The 15,336-nt window shown below is 44.1% G+C and carries 12 protein-coding genes; 3 read left to right on the top strand and 9 right to left on the bottom strand.

Annotated elements, in window-relative coordinates:
* Positions 1-320: 320 nt before the first annotated feature.
* Entirely contained in the window at positions 321-479 is a 159-nt protein-coding gene (locus DL346_RS29840) for a DUF3885 domain-containing protein (RefSeq protein WP_420849530.1), read from the bottom strand.
* 484 nt (positions 480-963) lie between these two features.
* Here DL346_RS29840 and DL346_RS01615 point away from each other — a divergent pair, with 484 nt between their 5' ends.
* On the top strand, positions 964-1,497 hold the full coding sequence (locus DL346_RS01615; protein WP_112880350.1) for a hypothetical protein: 534 nt from the start codon (positions 964-966) through the stop codon (positions 1,495-1,497).
* Positions 1,498-1,517: 20 nt separating this feature from the next.
* Here DL346_RS01615 and DL346_RS01610 read toward each other — a convergent pair whose 3' ends face one another.
* Positions 1,518-2,093, bottom strand: a complete 576-nt coding sequence (locus DL346_RS01610; RefSeq protein ID WP_112880349.1) for a hypothetical protein — start codon at positions 2,091-2,093, stop codon at positions 1,518-1,520.
* Between the two features lie 48 nt (positions 2,094-2,141).
* Between DL346_RS01610 and DL346_RS01605 the strand changes: the two genes are divergently transcribed.
* Positions 2,142-2,570 (top strand): copper amine oxidase N-terminal domain-containing protein, encoded by a 429-nt coding sequence (locus DL346_RS01605; protein ID WP_165822330.1) that lies wholly within the window; start codon positions 2,142-2,144, stop codon positions 2,568-2,570.
* Between the two features lie 63 nt (positions 2,571-2,633).
* Here the strand turns inward: DL346_RS01605 and DL346_RS01600 are convergent, their stop codons facing one another.
* From DL346_RS01600 to DL346_RS01590, 3 genes are all read right to left on the bottom strand, one after another.
* A complete protein-coding gene (locus tag DL346_RS01600) occupies positions 2,634-4,223 on the bottom strand; it encodes an ATP-binding protein (RefSeq protein ID WP_165822329.1) in 1,590 nt (529 codons plus the stop codon).
* A 141-nt stretch (positions 4,224-4,364) separates the two neighbouring features.
* Entirely contained in the window at positions 4,365-4,859 is a 495-nt protein-coding gene (locus DL346_RS01595; protein ID WP_112880346.1) for an LURP-one-related/scramblase family protein, read from the bottom strand.
* A gap of 48 nt (positions 4,860-4,907) precedes the next feature.
* Positions 4,908-6,155, bottom strand: coding sequence for an FAD-binding protein (locus DL346_RS01590; RefSeq protein WP_112880345.1), 1,248 nt, complete (start codon positions 6,153-6,155; stop codon positions 4,908-4,910).
* Between the two features lie 278 nt (positions 6,156-6,433).
* Between DL346_RS01590 and DL346_RS01585 the strand changes: the two genes are divergently transcribed.
* On the top strand, positions 6,434-9,004 hold the full coding sequence (locus DL346_RS01585; RefSeq protein WP_112880343.1) for an Ig-like domain-containing protein: 2,571 nt from the start codon (positions 6,434-6,436) through the stop codon (positions 9,002-9,004).
* A 68-nt stretch (positions 9,005-9,072) separates the two neighbouring features.
* Here DL346_RS01585 and DL346_RS01580 read toward each other — a convergent pair whose 3' ends face one another.
* From DL346_RS01580 to DL346_RS01565, 4 genes are all read right to left on the bottom strand, one after another.
* Positions 9,073-10,719, bottom strand: a complete 1,647-nt coding sequence (locus DL346_RS01580; RefSeq protein WP_112880341.1) for an extracellular solute-binding protein — start codon at positions 10,717-10,719, stop codon at positions 9,073-9,075.
* Positions 10,720-10,787: 68 nt separating this feature from the next.
* Entirely contained in the window at positions 10,788-11,684 is an 897-nt protein-coding gene (locus DL346_RS01575; RefSeq protein ID WP_112880339.1) for a carbohydrate ABC transporter permease, read from the bottom strand.
* 16 nt (positions 11,685-11,700) lie between these two features.
* A complete protein-coding gene (locus DL346_RS01570; protein WP_112880338.1) occupies positions 11,701-12,681 on the bottom strand; it encodes an ABC transporter permease in 981 nt (326 codons plus the stop codon).
* 236 nt (positions 12,682-12,917) lie between these two features.
* On the bottom strand, positions 12,918-15,188 hold the full coding sequence (locus DL346_RS01565; RefSeq protein ID WP_165822328.1) for a helix-turn-helix domain-containing protein: 2,271 nt from the start codon (positions 15,186-15,188) through the stop codon (positions 12,918-12,920).
* Positions 15,189-15,336: the final 148 nt, after the last annotated feature.

Genomic DNA, 15,336 nt, shown 5'->3' with positions numbered 1-15,336 from the left:
CACAGAGGCATCTTCGGTGACCTTTATTCCAAAGTTTCTTTGCTCTTGTTAAAGCAGTTTACGACACCTGCGGCTTTTCAAGCGGCTGGCGAATCAACTGTGGCACACGCCATTACTTGCCTCTGCCCTAGCCGTTCTGAACGCTGGACTTGTTCACTCAATGATTGGCTCCTTGAATAAATTGGTTTTATTTCCTCGAAACTCAGGTGGGCTTTTGGAGTATAACTTTGAAGGACAGGGAGGAATAATTGATGAAACGTTTCGGAATACGAGCTATTGTGCTGGCGATAGGGGCGGTCACGCTCTTCGGATCGGCAATGTTATCGAACGGTGTGATGCATAAAAACCACATCGTCATCAGGATTGAAAATCGAATGATAAATGGCACTCGCACGACGTAAACTTTCGTACCGATACGCCTCGTCCAATAAATTTTCGAGACCTAGTTCAAACCGAATGTAAGGCCCATGAGCCTTCATTTCTTTTACAATATTCACTGTAAAAATAATTCCCTTCTTAAGGATTTCGCTTAATTTTTACTATTTTGTACTTGAAACATTATTGTTTTCAATTCTAATCTTTATTGGCTCATCAAAGCTACCTACAATGTCATATAAACGAAATACCCATATTGCATGAACAATAAAGAGTAACCAGAAAATAATTCTTTTTCTTTTCCATATCCATATGAGAAGTAAGATAAACAATGCATCAACTACAAAGCCCATAAGATAATTAATAATCAAAACCGTTATATTAACATTTATGTCCAAACCAATAAAATCAAGAAAGTCAATTAGGTATACGAATGGGTACGATGAAAAAAATGTCCAATATAATAAGAATATTGCAATATAGAAAATAATAGTTAATGTCCAAAAAAGAAATTTCTTCAGCGAAACCACCACCTTTTACCTTCACTTTGATATCGTTAAATAGATAACCTTAGAAAGAGGGCTTTCATTGAAACGACTCAAAAATAGATTACGATTTGTTTCGATAGTTAGTGCTTTGTTTATCCTCGGTGTTATTGCAGCAATTATTTGGTACCAGCGTGCCGATCCGTTGATTTACAACGGTATAACTATCTATACAGACCCGGGCGGAAAAAATAAAGTTTATACGATTGAGATTGGAAATAGGAGCGGAACGGAAATCAAACTTCAACATGTGACTGTCAATGACAGGAAGAAACCGGACCTTGTGCAGCTTGGCATTACGTATAATTCCAGCCACCTTGTGCAATTTATGGGCAATCAGACGGACCCTGCGACAAAAATAATGGATTTGCAAGATGCCCCAATCCACCCGCAATTATCCGCAAAGAAGATTCGGGCCGTTCTTGCGAGTAATGTGAATTCGAACAAGAGCACGCCCATCCATTACGGAATTGTCGTTCGGTACGACCAAGAGCCCTTACAGGAAGTAACGATTCGGTATGATTATTTAGGCTTTACTAAAGTAAAGCATGTTGCGATTGGAAGTATGTCGCATTAAGAAAGAGGACCAGCCATTCTTCACTTCTTAGAATACTCATACAAGTGCATACCAGTATATTTTATATAAAATCCATCCCTGATATCTTTAAATTGATCCGATTCAACGCCAAATGAAAAATCCGAGTCAGGCCCTGCTCCTGTTTCGCCAATGATGATTTCATTATGATTGGAATCATATAAAATATAGTCATCAATATTATGATTTCTTGAAATTGTACCATCGTTATTGTAGCTATAATTGCTAATAAAAGTGCCTCTATCCTGGTCCAAATGATAGGTAGTGTGAAAACTAAAATAAATGTCATTTGCAAATTTGCCGCGATTCCAAACTTCTTGAAGAGATATTGTCGTATTTTCCAGTTCTATTAATTTAAGCTCTAGTTTTAGCCGCTCTCCTGACTTAAAAGGAATCCATTCCGGTTTAATAAAAATTTCAATCGGTTGAATGTCTTTGAGTGGTTTCACTTTATATCCATCTGCACCTAATATCTTTTCTTGATTCTGACTCCCTGAACGATCGAACTTATCTAAGAAGAGCCCCAGAGCGATCAGCGCAGCGACTACTATAATGGCAATCATTCTTTTATGTTTCATGGATTTATTCCTTTCAAAGTCATTCGTTGTGTAACGAAGGAGAAAAAGATGACAAAAATACGAGTAACTTTTTTATCGATATGTACCTTGTTTCTGTTGTGCAGCACCGTAAATGCCGAGCGTCGTATTATGCTGAATGTGCAAAACCGCGTTGTGGAAGATGCGCAGCTGCAGCCCATGATGATAGACGGCACAATGTTTATTCCGGTACGGACATTTGCTTTGCTTCCGGATACGCAGATCATTTGGAATGAGAGTAGCAAAACCGTAACGATAACGCATATAAAAACAAATAATCAACTTACGGTAGTTCCTCGTAAAGGAGCGAATACTGTAAACAATTACGCTCAGATCATCAATGGCCGTGTTTATGTGCTGCTTCGTGACACTGCTACTAAGTTACATGTAGGTGTCGACTGGAACCAACGGACAGGAACCGTGTACGTATACAGGGCGGAGTATATGAGAAAATCGTAATTATAGCAAAGTAGAAGGCAGCCGCTTTTTATTTTTGGCCGGCTGCCTTTCGATCAAACTCAATCATTCTGTTTTAGAGACAACCGGAAGCATGATCGTAAATACCGTCCCCGCGGCACTAGTCTCCGTAACTTCCATTTGCCCTCCATGATCTTGGATAATCTTATGCGAGATCGACAATCCGAGCCCTGTACCATGCCCTTTAGTTGTATAAAACGGTTCAAATAATTTTTCCCTAGTATCTTCGGACATCCCTGATCCCGTGTCAGACAACTCGATGAACACTTGCGTATCCATCCCGTAAACCTTTATCCCGATTTGCCCGAGATCCTCCATGGCATCAATGGAGTTTTTGAACAAATTAACGAGAACCTGCACGATTTTGTCTTTATCTACTATCACATATAAAGGATGTTCAGGATAATCGACGCTGAGATGATGTCCTTTCCTCTCGATTTCCGTCCACATGATCGAGACGGCCCTCTCGATGCATGCCTGAATCGATTCTGTTCTCATTTGAGACAAATTAGGTTTGGAGAATTGTAAGAACTCGGATGTTAGCTCGCTGACTCTCGTAATTTCATCCATGATCATCGGGTGATAGCGATCTATATCCTTATACTCATTCTGATAAGCCAGCTGCAGGAATCCTTTTATGGTTGTCAGCGGGTTACGGATCTCATGGGCCATTCCCGCCGCGAGCTCTCCGATCACCTTTAATTTGTCAGCGCGAAAAAAGTGTTCATCCCGTTTCATCCAAACGTCTTTCTTTTGGAGAAAAAGCTGCTTTTCAACATCCTCTATCGTTTCATTTATCGTGCGTCCATTAGACAAGGCATACGCGTAAATGATGTCTAAATGGGTTGATTGTTCAATGATTTGATCCAGTACATGTTTTACATGCTCTTCCGTCGTTTGGGAGCGAGAAAACTCCATCGCGATTGCGAATTCGCTCCCGCCGTAACGGGATATGATAGCGGAGCCGAAGCGTAAAACTAACTGTCCGGCGATTTCTTTCAAACTGTTGTTTGCTTGCTCATACCCATGCTGGAAATTAACCACTCTCAAATCCTGACAGTTCATAATAATTAAACAATATTCACTGCGCTCTTTCATTCTGCTTAGCTCTTTACGGAATTCATGGTAGTTGAGCAACCCCGTAAGCACATCTATTTTCACTAGCTCATCGTTTTTTTGCTCTAAGCTCTTTTTCTCCAATTCTTTGCTCTTGATGATCCATACCAAAGCGACAATAACTAATGAACTCGCAATGTCGGATAAGGTAACTAGCAAGGAATAATCATTAGTGACCGAATATGAAAAGCGTACCAAGCTGTAGAGCGTCATGATCAACAGCGTTTGTAAGATCGCCCGCATCAGCTCTTCGCTGCGCGTTAATTGTCTTATGAGCAACATGATATAAATGGTTAAGCACCAATTCAGCTGGCTTAGCCAATGAAAAAGAACTAACATTGCGATGTGTATGTAGATATGTTTATTGTTATTTTGACTGGCGTTAATGGTGACAAATACAGCGATTCCCGCCGCAACCATGAGAGAGGCATGATCTGTCCGTTCTAGATGGATGGAGGAAAAAGAAATAATCGCAAGAAGGACAGGAAGCAATATTTTGAACAGAACGGTGTTTGCCATTTCGATGTCACCTTTATACCAGAAATTTGAGGTGCGAAGCATAGGTCATAAGTCCATCCTAGAAGTATTCGCAAGTTTTTTGAATTATCCTGCAAGTTAGATGAGAAAAGGCAGCCGATCGCCGGCTGCCTTCGTGTATCATTAGTTGCTTGCCGCTGAACGCTGCCTCTTCTGAATCGCGTGCATCCCCATAATTACGGCTACCAGTTCGTAAGTGTCCAAATATGCGCTTTGATTGTTCAATACAAAAGCACCCGAAGAGAACCAGCCGTTTACTTGTTCGAAACGGGCGACAAGCACGCCGGATTCATCGGAAATCTCATACTCTTTGGAAAATGCCGGAGACACGATTTCGTAGCTCCCCCGGCCTTCCGCTTCATAGGTGAACTTCTTGGTAAAGAAAGCAAGCCGGCTTCTGAGTACGCCGAGCTGCTCCCCATTGGCTCCGCTGACCTCCCATTTGCCGGAGAAGAAACGAAAACCTCCGCTGCAGATCAGCTGACTATCCTTCCCGTACACCTCAATCGCAGAGCCGAAAGCGCTCTTCAAATCCAGATGACCGACGTTTTCCTGCTGTTCGCAAAATATTTCCGTGATCCCTGAATTAAAGAAATTATCTCGAAAGTATAAATTCATTTCACTCCCGCCTCCCTTTGGAGTAATACGGTGCAAAGCATGTCATGTTTACATATATTCAATCAGGAAATCGTTTCGGAATTTGCCCTGAGGATCGTACTGGTGAAGCAGTCTCCGAAAATCGGGCAGCTTCTCATATAACGGGCAGAGACGGTCGGACGGCATGGCGAACAGCTTGCCCCAATGCGGTTTCGCATTGAACGGCTCTAGCTTCTCTTCGATCATCGGCAGAACACGCCGAACAGCTTCCCAATCCGCCTTCCAAGTAAAATGGATGGCTATGGACGGCTGGCGGCAGCATGGACTCATCCACAGCTCATCGCTCGCAATCGAGCGAACCTCGGAAATGTACAGCAGCGGCGATACATAATCCCGCAAGCTGTCGATCGCGAGCAGCGCTTCATAAGCGTGACTGCGAGGGACGAAGTATTCGCTTTGCAGCTCTTCCCCGGCGCTTGGCATGAAATTCATGCGAAAATGCGGCAGTCGCTCGAACCATGGCCCGGAAACACCTAGCTGCTCGCTGCAATTTTCCGCAGAAAGGCCGGGCACGGGATGAAGCTTTGCTGTCGCGAGTGTCGCTCCGAAAAACTCAGGTTCGTCGTAACCGGCTGCTTCGTCCGTCCGATGCTTCAACCAAACCTGATTGAAAACCGGTCTCTTCCAGTCCATGAATAAACTTACGCTGTAAGCAGAAGAGAAAATGTCGTCCAAATGCTGCTCAAGGTTTGCCAGAGGCAAATTTTCGTACACGCGCTGGCTGATTTGGAAGGCCGGAACGACTTCAAGCGTCAGATTGGCGACGACGCCCAATGCTCCGAGCCCGACAACGGCGCCTTCGAACTCCGGCTGACCGCGGGTAAGCCTCACCGCTTCACCGTCCGCCTTAACGAGCGTCATCGCGGAAACGGCCGTCGCGAGATTGCCATTGCGATCCCCCGAGCCGTGCGTTGCCGTCGCGCACGCGCCGGCGACGCTAATATGCGGCAGCGAAGCCAGATTGTGCAACGCCAAACCGTTGGCATGAAGATACCCGCACAGCTCTCCGTAACGGATACCTCCCTCTACGGTTACTTTGCCTTCGTTGAAATCTATTTCCAAAACGCGATTCATTTTCTGAAGCGATACGTGCGTTCCGGAGCTATCCGCGATTCCGTTAAAAGAATGACGAGTACCAAGCGTCTTCATTCGGCCGCTGCGAGACACCATTTCCTGTAATTGACTCATGCTTTCCGGGACGAGCAGCCCGATTGCGCCATACGTATAATTGCCCGCCCAATTTCGATTGTTCTCCACGTTCCCTGCTCCTTTGCGACGTTCGTTTATCTCTCTTGTATTCGCGAAGTTGACGAACAATCCTGCACGCTAGAGAGTCGCGGCACCATGTATTGCATCCCCTTGGGCTGAACCAAGGGGTTTTATTTTGCAAAAATACGGGTGCTTGTACAAGCGAAATCTATGAACTTTAATATATTATATAAGTTGAATTTAATTCCTGAACATACTCATTTAGTGAAATATGGAATATTATAGTTCAATTCATAGAGATTGTAGTAAATAAAGGGGATGATAGTTTGGCAATTTCCCAAAATGTATTAATCGTAAAATACCATTCGGGTAATTATGGTACGTGGGTAACGTTAGGCAACATGACGAACAGCGATATTAATTTAAAGAACTGGAAAATGAGAGAATACCAAAGCACGGCTTTAGTGGGGACAACATGGACATTTCCCCGAGGTACAGTGATTAAGGCTAAATCGCTTCTGGTCGTTATGAGACTAAGTGGCACCGGTATTAATGGTTCTTCTGAACACGGAATTCCTGTAGTGCAATCAACATTGGGTGAATTGGGTCACATCGAAGAAAAAATCGTATTGTTGAATTCTAGTAACCAACAAGTAGATGAGTTGATTTTCCGATATAATAATCCAACTCTCTACAGCGGCAGCACTCCATTCCAAATTTCGATGCAATCTCCGCTTGCTAATGATGAAGCCCTCGAGCGTAAATCGGTAACGGATTCGGATACGGCTGCGGATTGGAAAATAGTAAAGAGCTCCACAACGATCTTTGCTTGGGAATGGGTGCCGCTGGATACAATACCGCCTTTCAAAGTATCCAACACACCGGTTAACAGCGCGATAAATGTCGCGAAAGATGCACCTGTGAAGATAACGTTCAACGAACCTATATTTGCGGGTACGGCCATTCAAAGTGTAACGATTAAAGATGTAAATGATATCCCGTTCATGAACGCCCAGCCATTCGTAAATGGCAGTGAGCTGTCGATTATACACGCGGATTTCGAGAACAACAAGACCTATACGGTGAACGTGCCTGCTCAGGCGGTGAAGGACGCAGCAGGCAACGCTAACGCAAGCTCGTTTACGTGGTCGTTCACGACAATCGCCGATCAAACACCGCCTGTCAATTTATCAAGGTTACCGGCTGACGGCGAGATTTATGTCGAGGTGAATGCGCTTGTTCTGGCACAATTTAACGAGTTTATATTTGCGGGCCCTCCCTTGCAAAGCGTAACTATTAAAGACGCGAGTAATAACCTAGTAGAAAACGTCCAGGCAAGCATAAACGGCTTATCTGTGATTATTTCCCACGCGGATTTCGAGAACAACAAGACCTACACGGTGAATATACCTGCTCAAGCGGTCAAGGATGCGTCCGGCAATGGTAACGCAGGCGCGATTGCGTGGTCCTTCACGTCAATCGGTACAGAGCAAACCGTCGCGCCGGCCGCGAGTAAACTCAGTTTCCACAATGCCAAACCAGCATTTGCCCAGGTGGCAGGCCAGGACGGAGCCGTTGAAGCGAATGCCATCGTCAAAATCTACGATAATATCACCTTAAATACCGTTCTGGGTACAGCGTCGGCCACAGCAACAGGTTCGTTCGGTATGATGTTCAATAACACGTCTTCCCAACAAATCGTCTATGTTACGGCCACTGCGCCAGGCAAAACGGAAAGCGCTGTTATCCCATTGTCGGCAACAGCAATGGATTCGGTCTTGATCGTGAAATATCATGCCGGCAATTATGGAGAATGGTTAACGCTGGCCAATGTGATGGACCATGATATTCATTTAACGAACTGGAAAATGAGCGAATACTTGAACTATTTTACAGTGGGAACAACATGGACATTTCCGAGCGGCACGGTGATTAAGGCCAAATCGTTTTTAATCGTTAAGAGAACGGACGGTTCCGGTTTATCCGGTGTTCCCGCAACTATTCCTGTCGTGCAAACCACGCTTCCATTCGATCAATTCCGAGAAAAAATCATCTTGTTGAATTCCAGTAACATACAAGTAGATGAGTTAATTTTCTTTACTGATATGGGTAATGGTTATGTCTGGTATAACGGGATTTCCCCATTCCTAATTGAAATTCCATCTTCTGCGGCTCTTACTAATCAAGATGGCTTCGAACGTAAATCCGTAATCGACATGAATACGGATGCGGATTGGAAGATCGTAAGGAGCCCGAATAGCCCAATTAAAGCTTTTGAATGGGCGCCGATGTTGAACCCCGATACGACTCCGCCGGAAATCGTATCCATCACACCGGCAGATGGCGCTATCAATGTCGCTTTGGACGCGCCTTTGATTGTAACGTTCAGCGAGCCTATTGTTGCGGGATCTGCGATACAAGAGGTATCCTTATATGATGGTATTTTCATCATCCCTATGCAGGCAAGCGTAAACGGCAATCAGCTGTTGATCGCGCACCCGGCATTTTTCAGCGGCTGGATATATACCGTACAAGTGCCTCTATATACAGTAACGGATACGGCAGGCAACCCAGCCGTAAATCCGCTGGAGTGGTCGTTCACAACGGCCATCTTGCCTCCATCAATCTCACCGATTGCGGAGAAAATCCTTTTCGACAATTCGATACCGGCATCAGCCGTCGTGAAAAGCATCATGGATGGCGCGGTGGAACCGAATGCCGAAGTTACCGTCTACAGCATGGAGGATCGCCTCCTGGGCACGACAACGGCCACTGCCAACGGAACGTTTGAGATGACATTCAACCTGACATCGTCTTCAGACCTCTCAAGAGTCTATTTATTAGCCAGGGTGCCGGGCAAAGCGCACAGTTCCCCGACTTATTTGCCGCCGTTTTAATCGTGTTCTCCCAAATATAAAAGAAACCAAGGGATACGTTGATCGTATCCCTTGGTCTTAACGGACTTTTATTGGTTGTTATAGGAGTCTACTGCGGCTTGATAAATTTCCAATAGTTTAGCCAATCCCATTTTCTCTAAGCTCTTCTGGAACTTGTCCCACTCGGCATTAATGTCGCCCTCGCCGGTGACCCAACGTGCCATATTTTCATCAGTGGCTTTAAGAATATCCGCTTTAATGGAGGAAACCTCGCTCTGCTGCTCCGGCGTTAACCAAATTGGCGGGAACGGCTCTTTATTTACATAAGGAGCGTACGCCTTCTCCAGATCAATGATTTTATAATTCTCGCGCTCTACGTTATCGGCGCCCATGTATACGCCTTCTGTCTTCTCCATCATTGGCCAGTAATTAGGGAATCCGCCGATTTTTGTCCATTTCGGCTTTTCGCCTTCTGGCGTAGGAACGACAAGCGCTTTGAATTTGCCATCGTCACTCGTTGTCCAGCCCTCGCCCTTCGGCCCATATAATGTTTCATTTAGGCCTTCCGCAGTAACGGCAGGGAACATTTGGTCAAGCCACCTTAGAATGGCCGCGGGCTCCTTTGCTGCGGATGTAATGGCAAATTGAGATCTGAAAATACTCGGATCCGGATCCGGCCATATCGGTTGTTGTCCGCTAGGCCCCACCAACGGCAGCAGCATTTCATATTCCTTAAAGTGCTCTTTGCCAAGCGACTCATATCCATCCCAGTCCAGCGTTACGCCATATAACGGGGTCATCCCTTTAGCTTCCCATTGCGCCCAATCATGCGTGAATACTTCTTGATCGATAAGGCCTTCCTTCCAAAGCTTATTAAGATAGACAACTGCATCCTTCCACTCATTATGAGCGGCGGTAAATAGCACTTTTCCGTTCTCTACCACCAGGTGATCGTAAGAATCAACTCTGCCGAAGGACCCGAACAATCCGAATTGGCTGTTGTTCGTCCCATTATACATAAAGCTTAGCGGAAGCTCGTCCTGCTTTCCGTTGCCATTCGGATCCTTCTCTTTAAACGCCTTCAAAACCGTATAAAGCTCATCCGTTGTTTTTGGCGCTTGAAGACCGAGCTTATCCAGCCACTGTTTATTAATGTGCATGACCGACTTGGTGTTGGCTTGCTTCTGCACTAGCGGAATCGTATAAATATGTCCGTCCGGCGTCGTGATTGCTTTTCTAACCTCCGGACTTTCCTCAAGCATTTTCTTGATATTAACCGTATACTTCTCAATCAGCTCTTCAAGAGGAACAAGTACCCCTTTAGGACCATACTTCATAATTTCATCGTCGCTAAGCAACCATCCAGCCAATACGTCAGGATAATCTCCGCTCGCGAACATTAAGTTTTTCTTCTCGCCGACTTCCGCCCAAGACGGAACGTCCCACTTTACGTCCACATTCGTGATTTCTTCGAGTTTATTGTAGGAATCGATTTCATCCATGCCATCTGCGCCAGGCATGAACAAAGTAAACTCGTATTTATCCTTTACAACCGGCAATCCGCTCACATAAACATTTCCGACGATCTCTCTGCCGTCGTCCGTCGTTTGCTCGGTCTGCTCATTTGCAGATTGGTTGCCGCCTTCTTTGCTTGAATTACCGGAGCAACCTGTCATGATGCTGCCTAGGGTAAAGATAAGAACGAAATTTCCCAACCATGCTTGTTTGAACTTCATTGTAATTGCCTCCCCTTTGTATATTATATGATAATTCTACAGCTCAGTTGGTCTGAGCTATATGATCATTACCCTTTGATCGAACCGATCATAATGCCTTTAACGAAGTACTTCTGCAGAAACGGATAAAGAATTAAAACGGGTACGCTTGCAACGATGATCACGGCGTACTTGATCAATTCCGAGAGATGCTGCCGCTCCTCCAATAACGCTCTGTCTTTGATCATGCTCGTATCGAGAGAATTCTGAACGAGAATTTCTCGTAAAATCATTTGCAGCGGATACAAATCATGATCCTTTAAATAGATAAGCGCACTAAAATAGGAGTTCCAATAACCGACTGCGCAAAATAAAACCATGACCGCGATCAGAGGCGTAGATAACGGAATAACGATGGAGAAAAAGAATCTCTTATTCGTGCATCCGTCAACAATCGCTGCCTCCAGCAACTCAGTCGGTAATGTGGATTGAAAAAAGGTCCTGCAAATAATAATGTTCCAAACACTTACCGCCCCTGGGATCACCATCGCCCAGATCGTATTGAGCATCCCAAGATCCTTTACCAGCATGTAAGTCGGAATCAGGCCGCCTCCGAAAAACATCGTTACAACAAGGTAAAAGGTAAATATGCCTCTGCCCTTCAGATCTTTTCTCGACAATGAATACGCTGCGGGAAGCGTTAGTACCAAGTTAATGGCCGTGCCGATGACAACATACATCAGTGAATTTCTGAAGCCTGTCATGATGGCTGAATTACCGAACACCGCTTCATAGCCGGTCCATCGAAAGCCTTGCGGCCAAAGCCAAACTTTCCCTCCGCTTACTAGCGTCGGATCGCTTACCGAAGCAATAAGAACGAAGTAGAGAGGGTATAGGACAAGCAGCATAGCGAAGGTTAGGATCGCGTAGTTGCAGTAATCGAACACCGCATCCGACCAAGATTTTTGAGTATGCTTTGCATTCATTCGAAGATCCTCCTTCCTACCATAGGCTGTGTTCAGACACTCTCTTCGCGAACCGGTTCACGATGACCAGAAGCACGAAATTGATGACCGTGTTAAATAAACCGACTGCTGTAGAGAAGCTGAAGTCGCCATTCTGCAAACCTACTTTATACACATAGGTAGCGATAATTTCCGATGAAGATACATTGAGTTGATTCTGCATTAAGTACACTTTCTCAAAACCAAGGCTCATCACGCCGCCAAGACTTAAAATCAATAGAATGATTACGGTAGGCATAATGCCTGGAATATCGATATGGCGAATTCTTTGGAGCTTCGTCGCCCCGTCGATCATTGCAGCTTCGTGAAGCTCAGGGCTAATCGCGGCTAATGCGGCAAGATAGATGATGGCTCCCCACCCTGCCGTTTGCCATATATCGGAAAATACATACAGCGTGCTGAACAGCTTCGGCTTCGCCATGAAGTTGATGGGTTCCCCGCCGAAGAACGTAATCATTGTATTGACGATACCAGTTGAAGGCGAGAGAAAAACCATCAGAATACCGACAATAACGACGACGGAAATAAAGTGCGGCGCGTATGTGACCGTTTGAATGAATCGCTTGTACTTCTGGCTCGGCAATTGATTTAATAGCAGCGCGAGAATTAGCGGTGCCGGAAAGCCGATAAGAAGGGAATACAAGCTAATGACCACGGTATTTTTAATAATGGTCCAAAAATAGGCGGAGTTAAAAAATCGCTCGAAATACTCCAGTCCGACCCACTTGCTTCCTAATATGCCATCAATGGGATTGTAATCCCGGAACGCAAGCTGCACGCCATACATGGGAATGTAATGAAAGATAGCGAAGTAGACAAGCACAGGCAAAATGAAAAGATAAAGATCGTAATTTCTTTTTACATAGGTCCAAGTTTCAGCCACTCGACTTCGTTTTTTTATGACTAACTGGTCGCTCGGCTCGCTGGCTGCAAGTCTGGTCACAACAGACTGTTTCATATGGTGTCCCCTCTCTCTCTGCAGATTCTATGTCTGAATCATATAAAAACGCTTACAAATCGTGAATCAGCCAATTCGATTTTACATGTGCCAACTATGAACAAGAGATCCCGAAAACCTAATAAACACTGGGTTTTATAGTCTCTATGTGCGATTCATGAACCTGAACTATGCGAGATTTCCCTCTTCGAAAATAAAAAAAAGCCCCTCGCATCAGCGAAGGCTTCTAAATTGTTCTAGCTTCTTTTGTTCAATTTTCGAAACTCGCCTGGGGTCACTCCGGATAGGCTTTTAAACTTTCGTATAAAGCTGGACACATCATAGTAGCCTACTTTATGAACAATGTTTTGCAATGACTCTTCGCTTGCCAGCAAAAAGCTCTCTGCCTGCTTAATCCTCAAATGATTCACATGATCGGAAATCGATTGTCCTGTCTGCTCTTTAAAATAACGGCTGATATAAGAGGAAGAAACTCCAATATGCTCTGCCAGCAGTTGAACGGAAAAATCCGGATTGCAACAATGCTTCTGAATATAGGCAATAATTCTTGTTTTTAAGTCAGCACTATTTCGATCGCTGTTTTCTTTCATCCCTTGCAAAATATCCTGCCATACCCGCCTTACTTGAAGCTCCAGCTCTTCTACCGTCTCAAACTTCAACAATGCAATGACATCGGGATATTTCTCTCTATGGAACGCATTGTTGGAATACATCTCAAATAAAGACTTCAGTATCGTATTGATGACGTCATAGCATAAGCATCTGGCGACAAAGATCGAAGCATTGCTAGCCTTAATATATTGGATGATGCTCCCGATAACCTCTGAGACCATATCAATATCATCCTGTTTAAGAGCCAGCGATAAACGTTCAATGTCTTTTTTCGGATACTCGTCCAAATCATTGACTTTTCCTGAAATATCGTCAAAGCCAATAACGATATTGTTTCCAAGTATCATCCTGTAATTATAGGCGGTAATGGACTCCATATAAGACTTGCCTATCAAATGCGGTTCCTCGTATTGGCTGCCAATTCCCACGGTTACCTGAATTTCGTGATGCTGACGGATAGATTGGCTTAATTCTTCCATTCGCAGCTTTAATTCATTGCTTTCACGATAATCGGATGCAAGAATAAGTACGACGGAACCGTCATCCATGCTCTCTTTGACATATCCTTCCGTTCCTTCAGGCAAATGACTTTCAATGTACGAAATAAATGCTTCTTTGCTAAATTTGCTTGACTGATTCAAAGAATGCGTACCCATAATCACGACTGAAAAATACGGTCTAGTAAACGAAAGCTGAACTTCCTTCCCGTGCTCATTTAATTCTTGGATATTGTAAATTTGACCTTTCAACAGCTTGAACAAATACTGGTCCTTTAAAGCCGTTTTACTGCTCTGGACTTGGCTGAATAAGGTTTGATTATTATCGGACAAATAGTCAACAACGAGCCGGACGGCTTCGATTTCATTGCCGGCGCTGCCGAGCTTCTCGCCCCACTTCTCTTCGGCGAACTCTTTCAATCTCTTAATAGGATTATATTGCTTAAATGAAATATAGTAGATGATTGCGCTTCCAAATAAAAGCATAATGGCTAAGCCCAGCATAGTCTTCCACTTTAAAGAGGATACTTCGGCCATAATCGACTTTGTAGGAATGACCGAAATATAAGACCAATGAGACCGGTCGGATTTTATGCTGGATATTAAGTACTCCGTATCATCCATCGTCATTTTCTCGGAAAAGGTTCCATTCTGTGCCTTCATGAGATTTGCGAACTCAAGCGCGTGTAAATAGTCGGCATCCTTGAATGATGAAACAATTTGACCTTTCGCGTCCATAATGATGGAGTTTCCATCATAGTTTTTCATCATCCCTTGTACGAGCTCTTTTAGCATTTGATCCTTCACTTGGAACATGACCGTTCCATAAGGCATCGAATCATATAACGGAATAGGAACGATATAGGTAATGAATTTCTCGACCGTGTTGAGCTTATATAGCTCTACATCTTCCGCAGGTCTGAGAATCGGGCTTTCACTAGAATTAAGCGCCTGTGTGAATTCAGCCAACGTCCATGATTTATACTTATACTTATAATTCAGCAGGCGTTCGGGCGTATACGTACTGATCGGCGAGTAAATGAATTTGTCTCCGCGCATATATAGATAAAGCTCGTGAACGAAGAAATTCGTGCTTTTATACGTTTCAAGGTTCTGTTTAATATTTAAGCCCCGGTTTTCGTTGTTTTTAATTTTATATGGCGTTAAATCAGGGTCTCTGGAAATTTGATAGGAAATATCTTTAATTTCCTGGAACTGATTATCAACTATATTTCTAACCTGCGTTAACGTATTCAGATTGTTCTCGATGACATCGTTCTGCACATATTGCGTAAAGTAATTAAACACGAAAAAACCGAGACCTAACAACGGAATCATCAAAAAACAAAAATAAGATGCGAAATACTTCCAGAGAAGCCGTGTTTGAAAAAATCTCATGTTCCCCTCCTGCATATCCAGTGCTGTAAGCGCTTTCCAAAAGGCGTATTCTCTCTTAATTTAGAAAGTGTAATCCCCAATCATAGGTTTGTCAAACGTTTCACCATGAAAAAGCAGCCGATTGCCGGCTGCCCGCGAACATTTCCTA

It is taken from the genome of Paenibacillus montanisoli (assembly GCF_003268025.1).
Classification (GTDB): domain Bacteria; phylum Bacillota; class Bacilli; order Paenibacillales; family Paenibacillaceae; genus Paenibacillus_Z; species Paenibacillus_Z montanisoli.
Note: the sequence above shows the minus strand (reverse complement) of the source record. Positions and strands in the feature narration are given on the sequence as shown.

Coding starts and splice junctions, on each gene's coding strand:
- DL346_RS01595 (WP_112880346.1), bottom strand. CDS start 4,859: ATGAATTTATACTTTCGAGATAATTTCTTTAATTCAGGGATCACGGAA.
- DL346_RS01610 (WP_112880349.1), bottom strand. CDS start 2,093: ATGAAACATAAAAGAATGATTGCCATTATAGTAGTCGCTGCGCTGATC.
- DL346_RS01605 (WP_165822330.1), top strand. CDS start 2,142: ATGACAAAAATACGAGTAACTTTTTTATCGATATGTACCTTGTTTCTG.
- DL346_RS01580 (WP_112880341.1), bottom strand. CDS start 10,719: ATGAAGTTCAAACAAGCATGGTTGGGAAATTTCGTTCTTATCTTTACC.
- DL346_RS01600 (WP_165822329.1), bottom strand. CDS start 4,223: ATGGCAAACACCGTTCTGTTCAAAATATTGCTTCCTGTCCTTCTTGCG.
- DL346_RS01570 (WP_112880338.1), bottom strand. CDS start 12,681: ATGAAACAGTCTGTTGTGACCAGACTTGCAGCCAGCGAGCCGAGCGAC.
- DL346_RS01575 (WP_112880339.1), bottom strand. CDS start 11,684: ATGAATGCAAAGCATACTCAAAAATCTTGGTCGGATGCGGTGTTCGAT.
- DL346_RS29840 (WP_420849530.1), bottom strand. CDS start 479: ATGAAGGCTCATGGGCCTTACATTCGGTTTGAACTAGGTCTCGAAAAT.
- DL346_RS01565 (WP_165822328.1), bottom strand. CDS start 15,188: ATGAGATTTTTTCAAACACGGCTTCTCTGGAAGTATTTCGCATCTTAT.